The organism is Rossellomorea sp. LjRoot5 (genome assembly GCF_964253455.1).
In the GTDB taxonomy this organism is placed as follows: domain Bacteria; phylum Bacillota; class Bacilli; order Bacillales; family Bacillaceae_B; genus Rossellomorea.
This window is the reverse complement of record NZ_CAXUQN020000001.1, coordinates 3202182-3223300: the sequence shown is the minus strand read 5'-3', so window position 1 is coordinate 3223300 and position 21119 is coordinate 3202182. Positions and strand designations below refer to the sequence as shown.

21 protein-coding genes are annotated in these 21119 nt (G+C 44.7%); 16 read left to right on the top strand and 5 right to left on the bottom strand.

All coding sequences use genetic code 11. From position 1 onward, the window contains the following. Positions 1 to 65 precede the first annotated feature (65 nt). From trmL to ACSQ2E_RS16390, 7 genes are all read left to right on the top strand, one after another. Positions 66 to 539 (top strand): tRNA (uridine(34)/cytosine(34)/5-carboxymethylaminomethyluridine(34)-2'-O)-methyltransferase TrmL, encoded by a 474-nt coding sequence (gene trmL / locus ACSQ2E_RS16420; RefSeq protein WP_098441230.1) that lies wholly within the window; start codon positions 66 to 68, stop codon positions 537 to 539. Positions 540 to 625: 86 nt separating this feature from the next. Continuing rightward, complete coding sequence (nfsA, locus tag ACSQ2E_RS16415; RefSeq protein ID WP_435992251.1) at positions 626 to 1375, top strand: oxygen-insensitive NADPH nitroreductase; 750 nt, start codon at positions 626 to 628, stop codon at positions 1373 to 1375. 425 nt (positions 1376 to 1800) lie between these two features. Beyond that, complete coding sequence (locus ACSQ2E_RS16410) at positions 1801 to 3696, top strand: PrkA family serine protein kinase (RefSeq protein ID WP_435992249.1); 1896 nt, start codon at positions 1801 to 1803, stop codon at positions 3694 to 3696. 102 nt (positions 3697 to 3798) lie between these two features. Beyond that, positions 3799 to 3981 (top strand): hypothetical protein, encoded by a 183-nt coding sequence (locus ACSQ2E_RS16405; RefSeq protein WP_435992247.1) that lies wholly within the window; start codon positions 3799 to 3801, stop codon positions 3979 to 3981. Between the two features lie 76 nt (positions 3982 to 4057). Beyond that, entirely contained in the window at positions 4058 to 4231 is a 174-nt protein-coding gene (locus ACSQ2E_RS16400) for a multidrug ABC transporter ATPase (RefSeq protein ID WP_435992245.1), read from the top strand. A gap of 263 nt (positions 4232 to 4494) precedes the next feature. Next, entirely contained in the window at positions 4495 to 5655 is a 1161-nt protein-coding gene (yhbH, locus tag ACSQ2E_RS16395) for a sporulation protein YhbH (RefSeq protein WP_435994596.1), read from the top strand. 141 nt (positions 5656 to 5796) lie between these two features. Beyond that, a complete protein-coding gene (locus ACSQ2E_RS16390; protein ID WP_435992243.1) occupies positions 5797 to 6288 on the top strand; it encodes an STAS domain-containing protein in 492 nt (163 codons plus the stop codon). Positions 6289 to 6312: 24 nt separating this feature from the next. Here the strand turns inward: ACSQ2E_RS16390 and rpiA are convergent, their stop codons facing one another. Next, positions 6313 to 7026, bottom strand: coding sequence for a ribose-5-phosphate isomerase RpiA (rpiA, locus tag ACSQ2E_RS16385; protein ID WP_435992241.1), 714 nt, complete (start codon positions 7024 to 7026; stop codon positions 6313 to 6315). A gap of 56 nt (positions 7027 to 7082) precedes the next feature. On the opposite strand from rpiA, the gene ACSQ2E_RS16380 reads away from it, so the two are divergent. From ACSQ2E_RS16380 to proC, 4 genes are all read left to right on the top strand, one after another. After that, positions 7083 to 8069 (top strand): Gfo/Idh/MocA family protein, encoded by a 987-nt coding sequence (locus ACSQ2E_RS16380; protein ID WP_435992239.1) that lies wholly within the window; start codon positions 7083 to 7085, stop codon positions 8067 to 8069. 180 nt (positions 8070 to 8249) lie between these two features. Continuing rightward, a complete protein-coding gene (locus ACSQ2E_RS16375) occupies positions 8250 to 9272 on the top strand; it encodes a phosphotransferase enzyme family protein (RefSeq protein ID WP_435992237.1) in 1023 nt (340 codons plus the stop codon). Beyond that, entirely contained in the window at positions 9269 to 9472 is a 204-nt protein-coding gene (locus tag ACSQ2E_RS16370) for a hypothetical protein (RefSeq protein WP_435992235.1), read from the top strand. The genes ACSQ2E_RS16375 and ACSQ2E_RS16370 overlap by 4 nt, the downstream gene beginning before the upstream one ends. 126 nt (positions 9473 to 9598) lie before the next feature. After that, complete coding sequence (gene proC / locus ACSQ2E_RS16365; RefSeq protein ID WP_435992233.1) at positions 9599 to 10405, top strand: pyrroline-5-carboxylate reductase; 807 nt, start codon at positions 9599 to 9601, stop codon at positions 10403 to 10405. Positions 10406 to 10532: 127 nt separating this feature from the next. Here the strand turns inward: proC and ACSQ2E_RS16360 are convergent, their stop codons facing one another. The 3 genes from ACSQ2E_RS16360 to ACSQ2E_RS16350 all read right to left on the bottom strand — a co-directional run bounded on the left by ACSQ2E_RS16360 (position 10533) and on the right by ACSQ2E_RS16350 (position 12740). Then, positions 10533 to 11186 carry an SIMPL domain-containing protein gene (locus ACSQ2E_RS16360; protein ID WP_435992231.1) on the bottom strand — a complete coding sequence of 218 codons (654 nt, stop codon included), beginning with the start codon at positions 11184 to 11186 and terminating at the stop codon, positions 10533 to 10535. 8 nt (positions 11187 to 11194) lie between these two features. After that, positions 11195 to 11701 carry a hypothetical protein gene (locus ACSQ2E_RS16355; protein WP_435992229.1) on the bottom strand — a complete coding sequence of 169 codons (507 nt, stop codon included), beginning with the start codon at positions 11699 to 11701 and terminating at the stop codon, positions 11195 to 11197. Between the two features lie 88 nt (positions 11702 to 11789). Further along, a complete protein-coding gene (locus ACSQ2E_RS16350) occupies positions 11790 to 12740 on the bottom strand; it encodes an L-lactate dehydrogenase (protein WP_435992227.1) in 951 nt (316 codons plus the stop codon). A gap of 335 nt (positions 12741 to 13075) precedes the next feature. Between ACSQ2E_RS16350 and ACSQ2E_RS16345 the strand changes: the two genes are divergently transcribed. Both ACSQ2E_RS16345 and ACSQ2E_RS16340 read left to right on the top strand, forming a co-directional pair. Then, positions 13076 to 13612 (top strand): GNAT family N-acetyltransferase, encoded by a 537-nt coding sequence (locus ACSQ2E_RS16345; protein WP_435992225.1) that lies wholly within the window; start codon positions 13076 to 13078, stop codon positions 13610 to 13612. A gap of 95 nt (positions 13613 to 13707) precedes the next feature. Further along, positions 13708 to 14253: a histidine phosphatase family protein gene (locus ACSQ2E_RS16340; RefSeq protein WP_435994594.1), complete on the top strand. Its 546-nt coding sequence runs from the start codon at positions 13708 to 13710 to the stop codon at positions 14251 to 14253. A gap of 58 nt (positions 14254 to 14311) precedes the next feature. On the opposite strand, the gene ACSQ2E_RS16335 is transcribed toward ACSQ2E_RS16340, so the two are convergent. Continuing rightward, a complete protein-coding gene (locus ACSQ2E_RS16335) occupies positions 14312 to 15613 on the bottom strand; it encodes an NCS2 family permease (RefSeq protein WP_435992223.1) in 1302 nt (433 codons plus the stop codon). 241 nt (positions 15614 to 15854) lie between these two features. On the opposite strand from ACSQ2E_RS16335, the gene ACSQ2E_RS16330 reads away from it, so the two are divergent. The 3 genes from ACSQ2E_RS16330 (at position 15855) to cydC (ending at position 21110) form a co-directional block, all read left to right on the top strand. Further along, complete coding sequence (locus ACSQ2E_RS16330; protein ID WP_435992221.1) at positions 15855 to 17498, top strand: M20/M25/M40 family metallo-hydrolase; 1644 nt, start codon at positions 15855 to 15857, stop codon at positions 17496 to 17498. Positions 17499 to 17660: 162 nt separating this feature from the next. Further along, entirely contained in the window at positions 17661 to 19391 is a 1731-nt protein-coding gene (cydD, locus tag ACSQ2E_RS16325; RefSeq protein ID WP_435992219.1) for a thiol reductant ABC exporter subunit CydD, read from the top strand. Then, positions 19392 to 21110, top strand: a complete 1719-nt coding sequence (gene cydC / locus ACSQ2E_RS16320) for a thiol reductant ABC exporter subunit CydC (protein WP_435992217.1) — start codon at positions 19392 to 19394, stop codon at positions 21108 to 21110. Positions 21111 to 21119: the final 9 nt, after the last annotated feature.

The window sequence follows — 21119 nt, the reverse complement described above, 5'->3', positions numbered from 1 at the left end:
TATTGTTCTATGGGGGAGAAATGGTATAATGTCACTTAGAGTTTTATGAATGAGGTGACATTGACATGGGAGTACATGTTGTATTATATCAACCAGAAATCCCTGCTAACACAGGGAATATCGCAAGAACTTGTGCAGCGACAGACACAACCCTGCACCTGATCCGGCCACTCGGATTCTCGACGGACGATAAAATGTTAAAGCGCGCCGGCCTTGATTACTGGCAATTTGTGAACATTGTCTACTATGATTCCATTGAAGAGTTCTTCGAGAAAAACGAAGGCGGTGAATTTTTCTATTTAACAAAGTACGGGAAAATCCCTCACACGAACTTTGATTATAGTGTGGAAGATAAAGAATACTTCTTCATTTTCGGCAGGGAAACATCCGGACTTCCTGATGACATCATCCAGAATAATCTGGACCGGGCCCTCCGCATCCCGATGAATGAAAACGTCCGTTCTTTAAACCTTTCCAACACAGCGGCGATACTCATCTATGAAGCCTTAAGGCAGCGGAATTATCCGGGTCTCTTATAAAAAGCAGGAATGAAAATCAAATGATTTTCATTCCTTTTTTTATTTAGCTTATACTAGGAGGATAATGAGAAGGGAGAGACTACATAATGAATGAAACCATCGAGACCATCCTGAAACATCGATCCATCCGTAAATTTAAAAATGAATCACTGACAGAGGAGCAGATCCGTACGATTATCTCCAGTGCACAGGCTGCGAGTACATCAAGTTATATACAGGCGTATTCGATCATTGGAGTGAAGGACCCCGTGAAAAAGAAGAAGCTTGCTGAGCTTGCCGGGAATCAACCTTATGTTGAAGTAAACGGTCATTTCTTCGTATTCTGTGCTGATTTATACCGCCATGAAAAAATCGGTGATTGGGAAGGAGCAGACGTAATTCCTTCTTTGGAAAGCACGGAAAAATTCATGGTGGCTCTCATTGACGCTTCCCTGGCAGCACAGAATGCAGCCATCGCTGCTGAATCAATGGGACTTGGAATCTGCTATATCGGCGGGATCCGTAATGATCTGGAATCCGTGAGTGAACTGCTGGGGCTGCCGGAGAGGGTCATCCCTTTATTTGGACTTGCTGTCGGTATTCCCGAACATCATTCGGATGTTAAGCCGAGACTGCCGATGGAATCGGTTTATCATGAGGATTCATACAATGTGGATGAGACGTCCATAAAGGAAGGACTCGACTGTTATGATGAAACCATTTCTGCTTATTATCATGCACGGACCGCGGGTAAACGATCGGATCGCTGGACCGCGCAAATGGCGAAGATGCTGTCTGGTAAGAAGCGGATGTATATGAAGGAATTCGTGGAGAAGAAAGGTTTTAATAAAAGATAAGAAATTCAACCGGAAAAATGAAAAAGAACTGGCCATGTGGTCAGTTCTTTTTCAGGTTTTATTAATTAGTTTGAGCCGGGTTTATCGTTATATCCAGCAGTGAAAATCGCTACTAAGAATACTAAAGATACACCTACGATCATGACAGTACCCATGTTTTGCAACCTCCCAGTTAACATATTTCACAGTCTGTCTTTAGTATAGCCTATTTTTAAATTGATGTGAACGAAAGTTGGATTTTTTTTGCTGTTTTGTGAAAGTTTGAAGGTCGGAAGAGAAAGCGTTTCATATTTAAGCCCTATTACAAAGAATGAAGCGAATACCGACCGTTTGTCTTTAATTAAAATATCTTCTTAACATGTTCGGGTGAACAAGCGCATAGATTATATTAATCGTCTCTCATTAAGCGACAGGGGGAGGTCCTTATGGATATTTTAAAAAGAATTGAACATTACCGAGAAGAAGAAGAGAAACTGAAATGGGAAGGGACGTTTGCTCAGTATTTAGACCTGCTGAAAGAGAAGCCTTGGATCGGGCAGTCTGCTCATTCAAGAGTCTTTAATATGATTAAAGATGCCGGAGTCGAGGAGGTCGAGGGGAAACGGAAGTATAAATTCTTCAGCAATCAATTATTTGGCTTAGAAGAGGCGCTGGAAAGACTCGTTGAAGAATACTTTCATCCTGCTGCGAAACGATTAGACGTGAGAAAGAGGATTTTATTATTGATGGGTCCTGTAAGTGGAGGGAAATCGACACTCGTTTCCATGCTGAAACGGGGACTCGAGCAGTATTCACGGTCTGAAAGAGGAGGAGTGTTCTCCATTAAAGGCTGTCCGATGCATGAAGACCCGCTGCATTTGATCCCTCAGCATTTACGTGAAGAGTTCTATGAAGAGTATGGCATCCGCATTGAAGGAAATCTCTCTCCGTTGAATACAATGCGTTTGGAGAAAGAATACCAGGGCCGCATTGAAGACGTCCAAGTGGAAAGAGTCTTCTTCTCTGAAGATAAACGTGTTGGAATTGGTACATTCAGTCCCTCAGATCCAAAGTCACAGGATATCGCTGATTTAACAGGAAGCATCGATTTCTCAACGATTGCTGAATTTGGTTCAGAATCCGATCCTCGTGCATACCGGTTTGATGGGGAATTAAATAAAGCGAACCGTGGGTTGATGGAATTCCAGGAAATGCTCAAATGTGATGAAAAGTTCTTATGGCACTTATTATCTCTTACCCAGGAAGGGAACTTCAAAGCTGGCCGGTTTGCCCTGATATCTGCTGACGAATTGATTGTGGCTCACACAAATGAAACCGAGTATCGATCCTTCATTTCGAATAAAAAGAATGAGGCCCTGCATTCACGTATCATCGTCATGCCGGTTCCGTATAACTTGAAGGTCACCCAGGAAGAGAAGATATATGAAAAAATGATCAACGAAAGTGATGTTTCGAACGTCCACGTGGCTCCTCATACATTAAGGGTCGCAGCGATGTTCACGATCCTGACCCGGCTGAAGGAACCGAAGCGTGGTGACATCGATTTAATCAAAAAGATGCGCCTGTATGATGGAGAAAATGTAGAAGGCTTCAATTCTGCAGATGTGGATGAAATGAAGAAGGAATACCAGGATGAAGGTATGAGCGGTATCGATCCGCGTTATGTGATCAACCGTATCTCGTCTACCATCATTCGAAAAGAAGTACCGACCATTAACGCATTAGATGTTCTCCGGGCTTTGAAGGAAGGGCTGGACCAACATCCATCGATCACCAATGAACTTCGGGAAAAATATTTAAACTTTATCTCCCTTGCCCGGAAAGAGTATGATGATATTGCGAAGAAAGAAGTCCAGAAAGCCTTTGTGTACTCGTATGAAGAGTCTGCCAAAACGCTTATGGATAACTATCTTGATAATGTTGAAGCCTACTGCAACAAAGCAAAGCTTCATGATCCGTTAACGGGTGAAGAAATCAATCCGGATGAAAAGCTGATGCGTTCCATCGAGGAGCAGATCGGAATCTCTGAAAATGCGAAGAAGGCATTCCGTGAAGAAATCCTGATCCGTATCTCTGCCTATGCCCGTAAAGGGAAGCGATTCGACTACAATTCACATGATCGCCTGAGAGAAGCCATTCAGAAGAAGCTATTCGCTGACTTGAAGGATGTTGTAAAGATCACGACATCATCCAAAACGCCAGATGAACAGCAGCTGAAAAAAGTCAACGAAGTGGTTGCCCGCCTCATCGATGAACATGGCTACAACTCGACATCCGCCAACGAATTACTGCGCTATGTGGGCAGCCTGTTAAACCGTTAATATAAGTGCAATCGGGAGGTGCTTCGACATCTCCCGGTTTTTTTCCGGGGTGTTTAAATCTCTCATCTAAAGGGAAAAGTAGTATCCAAGAGGTGAAGAGATATGAGTAAAAGCAAACACGAATTAGATAAAAATCATGAACCGGAAAACGGTTCAATGGCACATGATATGGAAGAAATGGAGCAGTTAGGGAAACAGATGGATAAGCTCAGAACGAATGAAGAATTGAAAGAGGATAAAAAGCAGCCCGATCCTGTTCAATATAAGGAGAAAGACAAGGATTAGTTGACAGAAAACTCTGAATATAATAATCTATAAATAGAGAGCCGGACCCATTATCGAATGAAGGTGGGTTGATAGGATGTCTTTTACACCTAAACCTCGGGAAGAAGCGGAACCTCTTAACGGAAGCATGGCTTCCAATATGGAGGAAGTCATTAAACTGGGAAAGCAAATGGAGAAATTACGTTCCAGTGGCGAATTAAAGTTGCACAATCGAGTTTCAGACCCGGCTCAATATGAAGAGGAAGCTTAATCAGGTGATCGTGCCTGATTATTTTTTTTGGAATCCGATCAATTCGGGACAGGCATTACAACCTGTCAGAAAAATAGGCTCGTCCAAATAGTAAAGAACGGTTAATTGTCGAAATTATTTGTAAATTTATTAATACTTCTGCATAGGATAGAGTAATCCCCGTTTCACTTCATGGGATACGTGCAGTTTAGACAGTCAACATAGTGTATGCAGAAAAATGAAAAAATGTGAAAAAAATTAAGGAGGGGAATAATTTGAGTCAAATGGATAATCATCAGTTTGTCATTTCCAAGGAAGATTGGGCCCTCCACCGCAAAGGTCACGATGATCAGCAGAGACATCAAGAGAAAGTACAGGATGCTATCCGCAATAATTTACCAGACTTGATCACAGAAGAAAACATTGTCATGTCCAATGGCCGTGACGTCGTCAAAATCCCGATTCGTTCGTTAGATGAATATAAAATCCGTTACAACTATGATAAGAATAAACACGTCGGGCAGGGAGACGGTGAGAGCAAGGTAGGGGACGTCATTGCAAGGGACGGCTCACAACAGCAGCAGGGTCCAGGAAAAGGTCAAGGGGCCGGAGACAAAGCCGGTGAAGATTATTATGAAGCAGAAGTGTCAATGCTTGAAATTGAAGAAGCCTTATTCAGCCAATTGGAGCTTCCGAACCTGAAGAAGAAAGAGCAGGATGTCCAAACCGTCGAGCATATTGAATTCAATGATATCCGTAAAACTGGCCTAATGGGAAATATAGATAAAAAGAAGACAATGATGTCTGCCTTCAAACGAAATGCCATGAAAGGAGCACCAAGCTTCCATCCGATCTTTACAGAAGATCTGAAGTTCAGGACGTGGAACGAAGTATTGAAGCCGGAATCCAAAGCCGTTGTCCTCGCGATGATGGATACGAGCGGAAGTATGGGAGTTTGGGAGAAGTATATGGCAAGAAGCTTCTTTTTCTGGATGACCCGATTCTTGCGCACGAAATATGAAACCGTGGAAATCGAATTCATCGCTCATCATACCGAAGCCAAGGTGGTGTCAGAAGAGCACTTCTTCTCGAAAGGGGAAAGCGGGGGCACGATCTGTTCATCAGCCTATCGAAAAGCCCTTGAGCTCATCGATGGAAAGTATTCTCCAAGCCGTTACAATATTTATCCTTTCCATTTCTCCGATGGGGATAACCTGACGAGTGATAATGTGCGTTGTGTCAAGCTTGTCGAAGAATTAATGAAAGTCTCCAGCATGTTTGGATATGGGGAAGTGAATCAGTATAATCGTCACTCTACATTAATGTCAGCCTATAAAAATATAAAGAACGACGATTTCCGCTACTACATCCTTAAACAAAAAGCCGATGTATTCCATGCCATGAAGAGTTTCTTCCACAAGGAGCAGGAAAAAGCATTCGCGTGAGAAAAACCAGCCGACGAGGCTGGTTTTTCACTGTCATCTATTTATCTCCTAACATATGAAATTATTAGGTTATTCTGTATGCAAAGTGCTAGAATAGAGAAAGGTACTTTAAAAAACATTCTATAAGTGGTGAGGGTTGTCATGACAAGCGAAAGTCAAGAAATTAATCAATTAAAGCAGGAAATCAAAGAATTGAAAGAACAGCTGGTTCAATCAGAGCAGCTCATCATGGAAATTTCAGCACCTATTATTCCATCCATCGTTCCTGAAACCATCCTGATTCCCATTACAGGCAGGCTAAGTCCGGAACGCTTTGAAAAAATCATGACAAAGATATTGGATGTCTCTTATGGAGGGGATATTAACACCATCATTATAGATTTCTCAGCGATATCAGAAAAAGAAATCGGGGAAATTGATATCTTTGGCACCTATATCCATAACTTGACGAAGGCCATCGGGTTAATGGGAATCGAAACTCTTTTTGTCGGATTCACTCCTTCTCTTACACAAATCATGATCAATTCAGGAGTGAGGGAGCTTGAAGGGATCAAAACTTTCCTGACATTCCGCACAGCACTTCAGTATTTGATGAGAGAAAAAGACATGGAATTCCAAAAAGCCAACCAATAAGGTTGGCTTTTGTGCTGAGTGCCGTCATGGGAGATTCTTATGAGGTGAGACAACCTCCACGCCATCTCGTTTGCCGACAATCATCAGGTCGGTCAAGTCAATAAAAAGACCTGTTTCCACGACACCTAATAATTGTTTTAATTGGGAGTGAAGGGAGGCAGGGGCATCAATGCCTCTGAAATGACAATCCACGATATAGTTTCCGTTATCGGATATAAATCGTCCATCATTTCTTTTTCTTAGAACCGGGGTACAACCTAATTCAGCTAGTGATTGGCATGTCACTTCCCATCCGAAGGGGATGACCTCAACAGGGAGGGGAAAGGAGCCAAGCTTTGAGACCAATTTGGACTCGTCCACGACAATGATGAACTTGCGGGTGAACGTATCAATGAACTTCTCCCTTACCAATGCCCCGCCTCCCCCTTTTATCAAGTTGAACATGGCATCCACTTCATCGGCGCCATCAATCGAAAGGTCCAACATGTTCACTTCAGAGAAGGTGGTTAATGGAATACCGGCCATTTTTGCCAAGCGCTCTGTTTCCACTGAAGAGGGGATTGCCTTGATTTGTAAACCTTGAGAGACAAGTTCCCCCAATTTATGAATCGTCCAATAAACGGTTGAGCCGGTACCTAATCCGATCGTCATTCCGTCTTGTATATATTCTGCTGCTTTTTCACCGGCCAATTTCTTTTCCAGGTTGTCCACTGCATTGCCCCTTTCTAACGTAGTCATCGTTTTACTTAGCATTCTATACTAGAATATACATGAATGAAAGAAGGAGAGATCATATGATTAGATTCGGAATCATCGGAACCAACTGGATCACTGACCGTTTTATACAAGCGTCAGAAGGCGTGGATGACTTTCAATTAAAAGCGGTTTACTCTAGGGCCGAAGTGAGGGCAAAGGCATTCGCTGAAACCCATGGGATCAGGGACTGGTTCACGGATATAGATGAGATGGCAAGTAAGAATCATATCGACGCCGTATACATAGCCAGTCCCAATTCCTTACACTGCAGTCAGGCCATCACTTTTTTAAATAAAGGCATCCACGTATTATGTGAGAAACCGTTAGCTTCCAATGAGAGGGAAGCTCAAGAGATGATTGCTGCTGCCAAGGAGAACAATGTACTACTCATGGAAGCGGTCAGGACCACTTTCCTGCCCAATTTTCAGTTGCTTAGAGAGAAGCTGCACACCATCGGGACCATTCGGAAAGTCAATGTCAGCTGTTGTAAGTATTCTTCCCGATACGACGCGTATAAAGATGGGACGGTCCTGAATGCATTCAATCCCGCTTTTTCCAATGGTGCCCTGATGGACTTGGGCGTATATTGCATTTATCCCATGATTGTCCTGTTTGGGGAACCAAATAACATAAAGGCCGATGCGTTCATGCTTGAATCAGGTGTCGACGGATCAGGCAGTGTCATCATGAAGTATGAACAAATGGATATAGCAGCAGCCTTCTCCAAAATCTCGGACACTCATATCCCGACTGAAATCCAAGGCGAGGAAGGAACGGTCACCATCGATAAAATTGGAGATTTCAGTACCGTGACGTTTTATTATCGAAACGGAGAAACCCGTACCTATACTCAACAAGAGGATCATCCGCCGATGTATTATGAAATCCAGGAATTTGTTTCTATCATTACATCAGGGGAAAAGTTCGAATCTCTGATCAATTCGTATGATCATTCCCTCCTGAGCGCCAGGGTGATGGATAAGGCGAGGAAACAGATCGGATTGGTATTTCCTGCGGATAGATAAGCGCATGAATGAACACCAATGACTGTTGAGTGGGACTCAACGGCTTTTTTTGTCGATGGAAAAAGGGTTCTCCCCTTCCTGAGTCGTATAAGTATTGGGAAGGGAGAGGGGAAAATGGAGTTTATTGTGGCACTACTTACGGAAAGAACCAAATAAAGTTATAGAGTAGGTGAAGGAAGAATGGAAAAGTGGATTGAAGAACTATTTACAGAGGATCTGTTAAAGGAAGCGGCATCGCGTTTCAGCTGTGACACGGCAGGGGCAAAAAAACTTGGTGACTTTGAAAACTATGTATACGAGGTTCATAGAGAAGGAACCCCTTATATTCTGCGTCTTACCCACAGTTCACACCGTTCCAGAAGGGAAGTGGAAGCGGAGTTGAAATGGATCAATTATTTACATACACATGGAGTGAATGTTTCACTCGTGAATGACTCTGACCAAGGGAATCTTGTGGAAGTCATAGAGTCAGGTGAAACGCATTTTTTTGTCTGTCTTTTTGACAAAGCTTCTGGAGGGCCTGTGAAAGTGAATGACCCCTTATTTAATGATGAGCTTTTTTATAAATGGGGGAAACTCACCGGTCATATGCACCGGGTAACGAAGGGATATGTGCAGGATGAAGCCGGGCGTGACCGCTGGGATCAAGATGATGTGCTGGATTACGGGAAATATTTGACGAGTCATGAAGACAGGGACATTATTAGTAAAGGAAATCAAAATAAGGAAACGATCAGAGGATTTAAGGAGACACGTGATTCGTTTGGACTCATCCATTCGGACATTCATCCAGGCAACTTCTTTTATCACGATGGGGATCTCCATGTTTTCGACTTTGATGACAGTACACAATTCTTTTTTGTAAGTGACGTGGCCATCCCCCTCTATTATTCGGTATGGTGGAAGTTCCGGAATGAGACACTCGAAACCCGGAGTGGGTTCGGGGAAAGATTCCTCATCGCGTTTCTTCATGGATATTTGACGGAGTGTGACATCGATGACGAATGGGTCAAGCGCATCCCGCATTTCCTGCTTCTCAGGGATCTGACTCTATACGCTGTCTTCCATAAAAAATGGGATCTTGAGAATCTATCGGAAGGTGAGGGTGCATTGTTGGCTCAAATCAGGGAGAGATTACTTGAGGATGAATCAATCGTTCAACTAGATTATGAGAAGATCCTTCGTGAAGTCCGTAGAAGATGATTTGGGCTTTACTGATTACCGGGGGCATCATCGGGTTATTGGTCAGGGTGATGAGGGTGACCTTCAAGAGTGGATACGGCATGTCGGAAGACTTGTTCGAGAAGCCGGTGTATGTGAAAACGTGCAGTCATTGTCATAAAAAGATTCCAAAGGATTATTCTAAATCCCTGTGCCCCCATTGCGGGAAGCTGGTGGAATGATGGAAAGGCTCAGGCAGGAGTGGTCTCCCTGAGCCTTTTTAAAGTGAAGAGGTGAAACATTTTAATAGGAGTGAAAGTTTGGTATGATGCTAAAGACTGTTTACATAAAATCGAGAGGTGAAAGAAATGGATAAAACCATTGGATTTATAGGATGCGGAAATATGGCGCAGGCCATCATGGGAGGGATTTTGAAGTCCGGGCTGGTGGACAGACACTCTGTTCGTGCGAGTGCCAGGACTCCAGAAACCCTGGATATGGTCAGAGAGAAATTTGGAGTGAAGGCGACGGCTGACAATCTGGATATAGCAGCCATTTCAGATATTGTGTTCCTTGCGGTGAAACCGGATCAATACAAGGAACTGATCGCATCGATCAAAGATTCCTTGAAAAAAGACAGCATCATCATTACGATTGCAGCTGGCATCACGATCGAATGGATGGAAGAGCAGATTTCCCCTACTGCCAAAATCGTACGGACGATGCCGAATACTCCGAGTCTTGTGGGCGAAGGAATGACCGCATATTGTGTGAATGAAGAAATAACAGAAACCGACTTAGAACATGTACAGGCAATCCTTGAAAGCTTCGGAAAGGCGGAAAAGATCGAAGAAAGCTTGATGGATGCGATACCGGCTGTGAGCGGATCCTCTCCTGCCTACGTGTTTATGTTCATTGAAGCACTCGCCGATGGAGCCGTCCTCCAGGGAATCCCGAGGAGTCTTGCCTATCAGCTGGCATCACAGGCTGTGCTTGGGGCTGCGAAAATGGTCCTTGAAACGGGCACCCATCCCGGAGAGCTGAAAGATGGCGTCTGTTCACCCGGGGGAGCAACGATTGAAGCAGTGGCGGCCTTAGAGAAACACCAGTTCAAGGGGGCTGTATTATCGGCTATGGAAGCCTGCGGGCGGAAATCGAAGTCGCTCGGTGAATAGGCCGAAATTACGCAATTCTTTCTTACCCGCCTATTTGGTGGTTGATGCAATATGCCTTCATTCACCTATAGGTCCGTCCCTCGATTTTAAAAAACTGCCTCAGTAGGAATCTACTTTGGCAGTTTTTTTAATGGGTTCTGAATTCTACTGTGATGATGGCTGTGACGGCTATTTGACCCGGCTGAACGGCCGTACTTTCGTCGGCTGCTTTTAAATAGGCGGTGTTCATGAAGGGAACGGCTGTGGGCCGGGATTGTTCCGTAATGGATTTGGGCTGTGGATTAAGCTGTTGATTTGATTGGCCTGATAATGTGAGTGCCTTTTGATACGCCTCTTGATAGGCTAGGGCGAGAGCCTGCTGGTAGGACTCGATGGGGTTAGACTGAATGAATTGAATGTTTTCCACACGATTGGCCCCGCTCTTTATGGCATCATCAATGATTTTCCCGACTTTTTCAATCGACCTAACAGTGACCTTGAATACTTGTCGAACTTCATAACCGGTGAACGTTTGTTTTCCATCCTCAAATTGGTACTGTGGAAGTACTTGGTAGGTGGACGTCTGGATATCCTGGCGGCGCACCCCGTTATTTAATAGGGATTGAACGACCGACCTGGAAAGTTGCTGGTTCTCGTTTTGGGCAGCTTCAAGCTCTTTATCATTCGTAACGATTCCAATCGATACAAGAGCCTGATCCGGATCCACATATAATGTATGTTCTCCGCTCACGGTTATAATGCCATTCGATTGATTGGTTCGATAGTACGGATAGGAGTACATGGCCCCACCTACACGCACGTAAAGGATTCAATTTTATCCAAATCGATGCCGAAGTACACCCATGTGAATCCGATCCATCTCCATCCGGCAATGGAACGGCGCCCGACAAACACTGGATAGAACCAGAAAGCATCTCTTCTTAACCATATATAGGTATATCGGAATAAGCATCTTCTGATGGCACCCGGGTCGACTGCGAAGGTGCTCGGTCCACCCTGCGTTCCTTGAAATGCCGTTTTTTGTGGTTGGAAGTTCGGTGGTGGACCGGGTGGTGGTTGGTTTTGTCCGCCCTGCCCGCCTGAAGGGGGTGGTGAGCTTGGTGCCCCTTGGCCTCCACCGGGAAAACCCGGAATGCCTGGGAAGCCGCCGCCACCAGAACCTCCACCGCCGCCTGGAAATCCAGGTATGCCTGGGAAGCCTCCACCGGAACCCTGTCCTCCCCCAGGAAAACCAGGAAATCCGCCGCCGGATCCGCCACCGGGCAAGCCGGGGAATAGTTGTCTGTGATCGTACATAGAAGAACCTCCTCATAAAGAATTCTCTTTATCTTATGAGGAGGGGGAGTGGGCGTGCGTGTCTAATCTGCTTGGAAAAGGTGGTGAATCAAGTTTCCAACGCTTTTCTCATGACGTTTTTCAATGTTTGTGCAGAATGGGAGAACTGGGCCTTTTCTTTTTCATTCAACGGAAGTTCGACAACCTTTCGGATCCCATCCCGATTGATGATGGCCGGTACGCCGATATACATGTCCTGTTCCTGATACTCTCCTTCGAGAAGGGCAGAAACGGTCAGGATGCTGTTTTCATTATTGAAGATGGCTTTAGTAATCCGGGCAAGTCCCATGGCGATTCCGTAATACGTTGCCCCTTTTCGTTCGATGATGTGATAGGCTGCGTCCCTTACATTGACAAAAATGTCATCCAGTTCTTTCTGGACGTTCTCCTGCTCCATATCAATCAGTTCATTCAACTGACTTGCACCAACCGTCGTATGGCTCCAAACCGGGAACTCCGTGTCACCATGTTCCCCCATGATATAGGCGTGGATATTTCGAGTATCAATATCGAAGTGCTGACCAACCAAGTAGCGGAGTCTGGCTGTATCGAGTATTGTCCCGGAGCCGATGACTCTCTCTTTCGGCAGGCCGGAGAATTTCCACGTGGCATAGGTTAAGATGTCGACAGGATTCGTCGCGACAAGGAAGATTCCGTTGAAACCACTTTTCATGACGGAGTCTACGATGTTTTTGAAAATCTTCACATTTTTCTCTACGAGGTCCAATCTGGTTTCACCAGGCGCTTGATTTGCTCCGGCAGTGATGACGACCAAATCAGCGTCTTTACAATCACGATAATCTCCTGCTGAAATCTTCATCGGGGAAGCAAAGGCAAGACCGTGATTTAAATCACGTGCATCTCCGTCGGCTTTCTCCTTATTCAGGTCGATCATCACAAGCTCATGGGCGATTCCTTGATTGAGAAGAGCGAAGGCATAACTGGAACCGACAAATCCTGTACCGATTAAAGCTATTTTGTTTGTGCATTTGATTGTCATACGTCATCACCTATTCTTTTATAATTTGTCCTTGCGATTGGTAACATGCGTCCCTGATGATTCGAGGGGAGGATTGGATTGAAACTGCTAATATTGTGAAGTTATTCACAAATAGATCATAACATGTTTTGCACTGATATTCTATTGATAAACGTATCATATCATACATATTTGTGAAATTATTCACAAATGTGTCGAAGTTATCGGAGAGGGACGGACCTTGATTCCTAGGACCTGGTCCTAGGAATCAAGGTCCATCCCTCTAAAAAGAAGGGTTTTTTATTGGCTCTGATGAATGTATATAGGAAGAGGTTTGTTTATGGAGGTGTGGGTGTATGAATGTGAAGAGTGGGGAGTTGAATGTCCGTCCGTTAGTGGATGGGGATAAGTATACGCTCTCAAGGTGGTTATCGGATCCCGTGGTCCTGGAATTTTATGAAGGAAGGGACCGTCCTTTCACCCCCGAGATGGTGGAGGAGAAATTCTTCTCGGATAGGGGTGTCATGAGTTGTCTTGTTGAGTATGAAGGAATTGAAATTGGTTATCTCCAATATTATCAGCTCGATCATGAGACGATGATACGCTACGGCTATACGAATCTGGATGAAGTGATTTACGGTACGGATCAATTCATCGGGGAGGCAGGGTATTGGAATAAAGGAGTCGGAACACAGCTTATCCGTGCTGTGGTGGAGTACCTGCTTCAGAAGGAGGGAGTCCACCGCCTCGTGATGGACCCGATGACATGGAACACGAGAGCGATCCGTTGTTATGAAAAATGTGGATATAGTAAAGCAAGAATATTGCGGGAGCATGAGCTTCATGAAGGGGTATACCATGATTCCTGGTTGATGGAGTTCATACCCGAGTAACTTAATGTTGTAGTACATATCGAATAGTCAGGGGCTGTTCAAACAGAGCGGTCCTATTTATGGTGGCAAAGAGAAAGGAGTGAACGTGTATGAACGTGACTAAATTATATCTGGTCAGGCATGCCCACTCGATTTATACCTCTGAAGAGCGTACGAGGCCATTGTCTGAAAAAGGAAGACGGGATGCACTCAATGTGACCGGACGACTAATAAAAGAAAAGATTGATGTCGTTTGTTCCAGTCCTTATAAAAGAGCCATGGAAACAGTAGAAGGTATAGCCCGACATATCAATCAGGAAATCGAATTAGTAGAAGAGATGAGAGAACGCACTCTATCATCAGTACCCGTGAAAAATTTTCAGGAAGCCATTTCATCGGTTTGGGCAGATCCGTCCCTTTCATTAGAAGGGGGAGAGTCGAACCTTACCGCTCAAAAGAGGGGGGTACATGGGATATTTAAAATATTGAAAGAATATAATGGTAAAAACGTGGTGATTGGAACCCACGGAAATATTATGGTCCTGATCATGAATTATTTTGATGGGAAATATGGTGTGGAATTCTGGAGAGAGCTTGAGATGCCGGATGTATACTGTTTAACATTCCAAGATAGAAATCTCGAGAGTGTATCAAGAATATAATCGCAGCCCATAAAAAAAGACCGTTCACTGTGAACGGTCTTAAAAGTTCTATTATAAATTAATGAGGCAGGAATGCCAGCTGATAGAAGAACAGGACAGCAAAGATATAAACAAGAGGATGGACTTGTTTCCATTGTCCTTTCACTACTTTAAGTAAAGGATAAGAAATGAATCCCAGTGCAATCCCCGTTGCGATGCTGGATGTTAAGGGCATGCTCAGGATGATGAGGAATGCTGGGAAGGCTTCATCCAACTGATCCCATTTAATTTGAGAGATGCTGCCCATCATCAGGCTGCCCACGATGATAAGGGCAGGAGCCGTAATGGCTGAGATCCCTGACACGGAACTGACCAATGGTCCGAAAAAGGCGGAAGCGATGAACAGGATCGATACGGTCAAGGTAGTTAATCCCGTTCTTCCCCCTGCCGAAACACCTGCCGAAGACTCGATATATGCGGATGTCGGGCTTGTACCGAACATCGCACCGATCGTGGTCGCGATGGAATCGGCCAGCAGTGCCTGGCGGGCTCTCGGAAGAGTGTTTCCCTTCATCAGGCCTGCCTGCTGTGCCACTCCGATCATCGTTCCCGTTGTGTCAAAGATGGTGACAAGCAAAAATGAGAAGACGACAGCATATAATCCATACTGGAAGACGTCAGCAAAAGCCGTTAACGGGTTTGCCACCATCAGTCCTTCAGGAAGATGGGGAATGGCCACAAATCCTTCTTTAAAGGATAAATCCCCTGTAAAGTACGCAATCAATCCAGTCACAATCATACCGATGAATAGGGCACCATGGACATTCAGGACCATGAGAATCAGGGTTACAGCCAATCCGGTCAATGCAAGAAGTGCTGAATGGGAATGAAGATCCCCCAGCTGTACTAAATTTGTCGGATGTGCCTGGATCAAACCTGTCAGACGCAAACCGATAAAGGCTATGAATAAACCGATTCCTGCTGTAATTCCATGCTTCAGATTTTGAGGAATGGCTTCGATCAATTTTTTTCGTAGAGGTGTCAATGAGAGCAGGATGAAGACGATACCTGCTACGAAAACGGCAGAGAATGCAACAATATATGAAATGTCATCATGTGCACCGACCACTGAGTAAGTAAAATAAGCATTCAATCCCATGCCAGGAGCAATGGCGATCGGGTAATTTGCAAACAATGCCATCCATAACGTACCGGCAACGGCCGAAATGATGGTTGCTAAAAATACCTGATCAAACGGGACTCCTGCATCGGATAAGATGATGGGATTCACAACCACTATGTACACCATTGTCAGGAATGTTGTGATCCCGGCAAGTATTTCCGTTTTAGGATCCGTGCCGTGTTCCTTTAATTTAAACATTGTAAAACCTCCAATAAAAACGAACATTAAAAACACACAACTTCTATAATATTCGGTAATAGAACGAATTTCAATAGGAAGTACCGAATTATTTTTAAGAAAATATCTTGAAACCCCTTCCAAACCCCATCCTTTTTCGATAAGATGTTATCAATTATAGAGGAATCAGTTTCTATAATGCCCATGCATTGAACGATTTACCACGCATAGGCTCATATTTCTTTAAGAAAGGGGCGGTACTATGTATACTCAACTGAAAAATAAGTCAACTTCTGAACAAATTGAACTCATCACACGATCTTTAATCGCTCTGAAAAGTTATAACGGTACAATCGGAGAAAGTGAGAAAGCTCTATTTATATATAAGCTGATCTCTTCGTTCCCATATTTCAAGCATCATCCCGATAGAGTCTGGCTCCAGGAAGTCCCTAACGATCCGATTGGAAGGAAGAACGTTTTTGCCCTTGTGAAAGGGACGGCCTCTAAAACCGTCGTATTTCATGCCCATTACGATACGGTGGGGACCGACGATTATGGAGCCCTCCAGGATATGGCCCATGATCCGGACTTCCTGCAGAAGTACTTCATGGATTATGAAGGGGAAGAAAAGGTAAAGGAAGATGCCCTTTCAGGGAACTGGCTGTTCGGGAGGGGCGCCTTGGATATGCAGAGCGGGATCGCCGTCCATTTAGCGAATCTTTTATATCATACAGGTGAAAAACAGCCGGGTGGGAATTTACTCTACCTCTTCAATGGGGATGAAGAAAGTGAGCATGCCGGGATGATTGCGGCTTTAAGTGATCTCCACCGCTTGAAAAACGAAGGAATGGACTATTTGGCAGCGATCAATACGGATTTCATTTCGCCTATTTATGACGGTGATTGTAAACGATACATCTATACCGGAGCGGCTGGAAAGCTTCTGCCAAGTTTCTATATATATGGAAGGGAAGCGCATGTCGGGGATGTCCTGACTTCGATTGATCCGACCGTGATCGCTTCCAAGATCAATCTCGAAATCAATCAGAATCTTGACTATTTGGAGGATATTCCGGGTGAATTCACCCTGCCGCCTTCATGTCTCTATTTTAAAGATGATAAGCATACGTATAATGTTCAGACTCCTCTCAGCGCTTCTCTTTATTTCAACTATTTTGTATATGAAAGAACGGCTCGGGAAGTGCTGTACGATATGAAAAAGGTCGCCTTGAAGGTAGTAAGTGAAATGGAAGAGCGAAGCAAAAAGCAGTTTGAACAGTACCGGAATTATCACGGATTCCCTGAACGGGAATTTTCATGGGAAGTGGAAGTCCTTACATTAAGGGAGTATATATTCTGGCTGAAAGAAAGGGGCTTAGATCCGGACCCTGTCATGAAGAAAATCTTTCATGATATGGAAGGGGAGGACAGGCGGACGATTGCTTATACGATGGTGGAAGCCCTGCAGCATCTTGATCCCGACCGGACACCAAGAGTCATCCTGTTCTTCGCTCCTCCTTTTCTACCACATAATTTTGTGAATGAGGAAAATGAGTACGGCAAAAAGGTGAGAGAGGTGCTCGGAACCTGCTTAGAAGATATATCCAATGAGACAGGCGAAGAATTCGTCATCAAACGGTTTTTCCCTTATCTCGCAGATGGCAGCTTTCTTTCTCTTCATGAAGAAGATGAAGATATTGAAGTGTTCAAGAAGAATCTGCCCCTCATCGATCACCTGTATCCGGTGCCCATCGACTTGATCAGAAAGCTGAACATCCCCTCCATTAATATAGGAGTCTACGGGAAAGATGGTCATCAGTGGACCGAAAGAGTGTATAAACCCTATACGTTCTCCGTACTGCCGGAAATCATCAGGCGGGTGACGAAGGACTTACTGGAAATATGATATGGAAAAAGTAGAGAGGTTATTTTCTCTCTATTTTTTATTATAAAATTGTCACAAAACGGTCAATCCCAAAAGATGCATAAAGGGAACAAGTTTACTATAATGAAGTTATTAGATTGTGAAATATTTCACTAACTTTTAACATTGGAGTTGAGAACTGCGATGAAAGAGCTTAATCAATTGGCTAAAGAGCAAAGAGCATCAACACTCACCCTTTATGGGGCGTCCCTGTTGATGGGGGGAGTCGTTGTTGGACAGGCTTATTTGCTCGTAAGCATTGTCAATGCAATTTTTATAGAGAAGCTTGAGTTCCAGGAAGTCCTCCCTATGCTTGGGGCCTTGCTTGTTGTTCTTACGGGGAGAGCTTTCCTTTCATATGTCAATGGACAGACAGGAATCAGGATGGCCGCAACGGTGAAGAAGGATTTGAGGGAACGGCTGTTAAAGAAATGGGCAAAAAACCCGATTCAGGCCTCCATTCAGGGTCAATCCGGACAAAAGGTCAGTACGATGATGGATGCGGTCGATGGGTTGGACGGGTATTACAGTCAGTATATACCTCAAAGGATTCAAACCTCCATCGTTCCTTTGATCCTGTTGATCACCATCTTCACGGAGCATGTGTATACAGGTTTGATCATGGTGGTGACGGCTCCATTCATCCCATTATTCATGGCCATCATCGGGGTCATGACCAAGAAGAAATCAGAGAAGCAGATGGACAAGCTGACCGCTTTTTCAGGAAGATTCCTCGATACTCTTCAAGGATTGACTACTTTAAAGTTACTTGGGAGGGGAGCTCAACAGAAAGTGGAGATCAAATCAAGTAGTCTGGACTTCCGGGAAGCGACCATGGACGTATTGAAGACGGCATTTCTGTCTTCGTTGATGCTTGAATTCATTTCCATGCTAAGTATCGGCCTGATCGCCCTGGAGGTGGGGCTGAAGTTGGTAGTCTTTGAGAGTATCCCATTCTTTACCGCCTTCTTCGTTCTTGTCCTGGCACCGGAATTCTATCAGTCTTTAAAAGAGCTGGGGAATGCGTTTCATACCGGGCGTGGAAGCATGGGCGCCGCTAAGAAGGTCATGGAGGAGCTTCAGGAAAAGGATCAGCCGGTCAAATGGGGGAATAGGGAAATGTCCGCAAATGGGAAATCTCCCACCATTGAACTGCGTAACCTCGGGTTCTCTTATGGTGAAAAAGGATATGCCCTGCAAGGGGTCACCGCCGTCTTCCCATCACGGGGCCAAGTGGCCATTGTCGGTCAGAGTGGGGCAGGGAAGACAACCCTCCTTCATTTGATAGGGGGTCTGCTTGATCCCTCAGAGGGAGATATCCTCATTAATGGAGTATCAAGAGGCGAATACGTGGAAAGAGACTGGTTTGATCAAATGAGTTACATCTCACAGAATCCGTACTTATTCTCAGGCACGATAGCTGAGAATATTGAGATCGGGGGAAGAGAGGGGGTCACCCGTGAAGAAATCGAATTCGCTGCAGAAAAAGCAGGGATTGCTGAAATGATCGCGGGCCTTCAGAAGGGTTATGATACACCGGTCGGGGAAGCGGGGAGAGGCCTTTCCGGCGGAGAGAAACAGCGCATTGCCATTGCAAGGGCGTTTCTCAAAGGTCCGTCCCTCGTCTTGTTTGATGAACCGACAACCGGATTGGATCTTGGTACCGAGCAAATCCTGCAGTCTTCGATGGAGGAGTTGGCTAAGGGTGCTACTGTCATTACCGTAGCGCACCGCCTTCACACGATACGTAAAGCAGATACCATTTTGTTGTTGGATAAGGGGAGAGTGGCTGGGATGGGAACTCATGAAAAACTCATGCAATCGGCCCCTCACTATTGTGAAATGGTGAATGTACAGCAAGGGGTGAAACGTTAAATGAAAGAATTAGCATTTGTCGTGAAGTTGATGATGAAGGAAAAGAAGGATATTGTGTATTCGATTCTTTTGGGCTTTCTGGCTGGAATAACCTCTGTGGGACTATTTGCTTCAAGTGGATATTTAATTTCCAAGGCGGCCTTGGAGGTACCGCTTTACGCCCTGATCGTCATGATTGCTCTTTTAAAAATGTTTGGTTTAACGAAGGCGGTTAGCCGCTATGGGGAACGTTATTTTTCCCATCGGGCCACGTTCACGATTTTGGCGAACTTGCGGGTTTCCATCTACGAAAAAATCGAGCCGCTCGCACCGGGGATTTTCGGGCGTTACAGAAGCGGGGATCTCCTCTCAAGAATCGTAGGGGATGTTGAGAGCCTGCAGAATTTCTTTCTCCGTGTCTTTTATCCGCCAGTCATACTTGTGATGGTATTTTTAAGCACGATTTTGTTTACGGTGTTTTACTCTGTTTCGATTGCCTTGGTCATCCTCGGAGGACTATTGCTGACAGGCTATATCGTCCCCGCCTACTTCGCTTTTAAACAGAGAAAGATAGAGGCGACTCTGCGGGAAAGACGAGGGGAGTTATCGACAGAGGTGACTGAATTCCTGTATGGATTCAGGGACCTGAAAATCTATCGTAGACTGGAGGATAAAGAGGCAAGTCTTGTTCAGGCAGCAACAGGGTATGTAAGTGAGCAGGAAAGGGAGAGCCGGTATTCCCTCTTTAGTCATTCAACGAACATCCTGGTTTCCCTGCTCATTTCATGGATCGTTTTGGCTTTGGGAGCTTATTCAGTAGCAGCAGGTCAACTGGACGGAATATTTCTTGCCATGCTTGTCATGATCTCATTAACTGTATTCGAAAATGCCACACCAATGGCGCTCCTGCCGACCCACTATGAAGATTCACGCCGGGCGGCAACCAGACTCTCTACTATCATGCCTGAAGAACCTATTGAGAGGGACGGACCTCCATTGGGCTTGGTCCTTGAAGGGGAGGTTCCTTCCTTTTGCATGAAGGATGTGAGTTTTTCCTTTGTTGGTGAGGAAAGGAAGACATTGGATGGGGTGAGCCTCGAGCTGCCCGCAGGTTCGAAAACAGCGATAGTAGGCCCATCGGGATCAGGGAAGTCGACATTACTTCAATTGTTATTACATTTTTACCCAGCGGATGAAGGGGCCATTTTCGTAAATGATGCTTCCATTAAGGATATCGATAAAGAGTCATTGTGGCGGCATGCCAATGTTGTTCTTCAGGAAAACCATTTCTTTTATGGCACAATAAAGGAAAATCTGATGATGGTGCGTGATGATTTGTCAGAAGAAGAAATGGAGTCGGCATTGGATAGTGTGAAACTGGATCACATTTCTTTAGAGGATGAAGTATTAGAGAAAGGAGAGAATCTATCTGGGGGAGAAAAGCAGCGGTTAGCGATCGCAAGGGCCCTTTTGAAAGACTCACCGTTATGGATGCTCGACGAACCGACATCTTCCGTGGATGCATTGATGGAAAAAGAGATTTTCGACCATCTGTATACAGCAGCCGATGGTGATACACTCATTCTCGTCAGTCACCGTTTAACGGGACTTGATGAAATGGATCAGATTGTCGTGATGGACAAAGGGAAGGTCGTGGAAGCAGGAAGCTATGAGGAGTTGATGAGCAAAAAAGGGTACTTCTATAAAATGAAACAAATTGAAAAGAGCGTACTTTTTTAACAGACAGAA

Bases quoted from the DNA above. Each gene is read 5' to 3' on its own strand.
- ACSQ2E_RS16400 (WP_435992245.1), top strand. From the start codon at position 4,058: ATGTCTTTTACACCTAAACCTCGGGAAGAAGCGGAACCTCTTAACGGA.
- ACSQ2E_RS16345 (WP_435992225.1), top strand. From the start codon at position 13,076: ATGAATGTGAAGAGTGGGGAGTTGAATGTCCGTCCGTTAGTGGATGGG.
- ACSQ2E_RS16405 (WP_435992247.1), top strand. From the start codon at position 3,799: ATGAGTAAAAGCAAACACGAATTAGATAAAAATCATGAACCGGAAAAC.
- trmL (WP_098441230.1), top strand. From the start codon at position 66: ATGGGAGTACATGTTGTATTATATCAACCAGAAATCCCTGCTAACACA.
- rpiA (WP_435992241.1), bottom strand. From the start codon at position 7,026: ATGACTACGTTAGAAAGGGGCAATGCAGTGGACAACCTGGAAAAGAAA.
- ACSQ2E_RS16390 (WP_435992243.1), top strand. From the start codon at position 5,797: ATGACAAGCGAAAGTCAAGAAATTAATCAATTAAAGCAGGAAATCAAA.
- ACSQ2E_RS16360 (WP_435992231.1), bottom strand. From the start codon at position 11,186: ATGTACTCCTATCCGTACTATCGAACCAATCAATCGAATGGCATTATA.
- ACSQ2E_RS16410 (WP_435992249.1), top strand. From the start codon at position 1,801: ATGGATATTTTAAAAAGAATTGAACATTACCGAGAAGAAGAAGAGAAA.
- ACSQ2E_RS16380 (WP_435992239.1), top strand. From the start codon at position 7,083: ATGATTAGATTCGGAATCATCGGAACCAACTGGATCACTGACCGTTTT.
- cydC (WP_435992217.1), top strand. From the start codon at position 19,392: ATGAAAGAATTAGCATTTGTCGTGAAGTTGATGATGAAGGAAAAGAAG.
- ACSQ2E_RS16375 (WP_435992237.1), top strand. From the start codon at position 8,250: ATGGAAAAGTGGATTGAAGAACTATTTACAGAGGATCTGTTAAAGGAA.
- ACSQ2E_RS16355 (WP_435992229.1), bottom strand. From the start codon at position 11,701: ATGTACGATCACAGACAACTATTCCCCGGCTTGCCCGGTGGCGGATCC.
- ACSQ2E_RS16335 (WP_435992223.1), bottom strand. From the start codon at position 15,613: ATGTTTAAATTAAAGGAACACGGCACGGATCCTAAAACGGAAATACTT.
- cydD (WP_435992219.1), top strand. From the start codon at position 17,661: ATGAAAGAGCTTAATCAATTGGCTAAAGAGCAAAGAGCATCAACACTC.
- nfsA (WP_435992251.1), top strand. From the start codon at position 626: ATGAATGAAACCATCGAGACCATCCTGAAACATCGATCCATCCGTAAA.
- ACSQ2E_RS16330 (WP_435992221.1), top strand. From the start codon at position 15,855: ATGTATACTCAACTGAAAAATAAGTCAACTTCTGAACAAATTGAACTC.
- yhbH (WP_435994596.1), top strand. From the start codon at position 4,495: ATGGATAATCATCAGTTTGTCATTTCCAAGGAAGATTGGGCCCTCCAC.
- proC (WP_435992233.1), top strand. From the start codon at position 9,599: ATGGATAAAACCATTGGATTTATAGGATGCGGAAATATGGCGCAGGCC.
- ACSQ2E_RS16370 (WP_435992235.1), top strand. From the start codon at position 9,269: ATGATTTGGGCTTTACTGATTACCGGGGGCATCATCGGGTTATTGGTC.
- ACSQ2E_RS16350 (WP_435992227.1), bottom strand. From the start codon at position 12,740: ATGACAATCAAATGCACAAACAAAATAGCTTTAATCGGTACAGGATTT.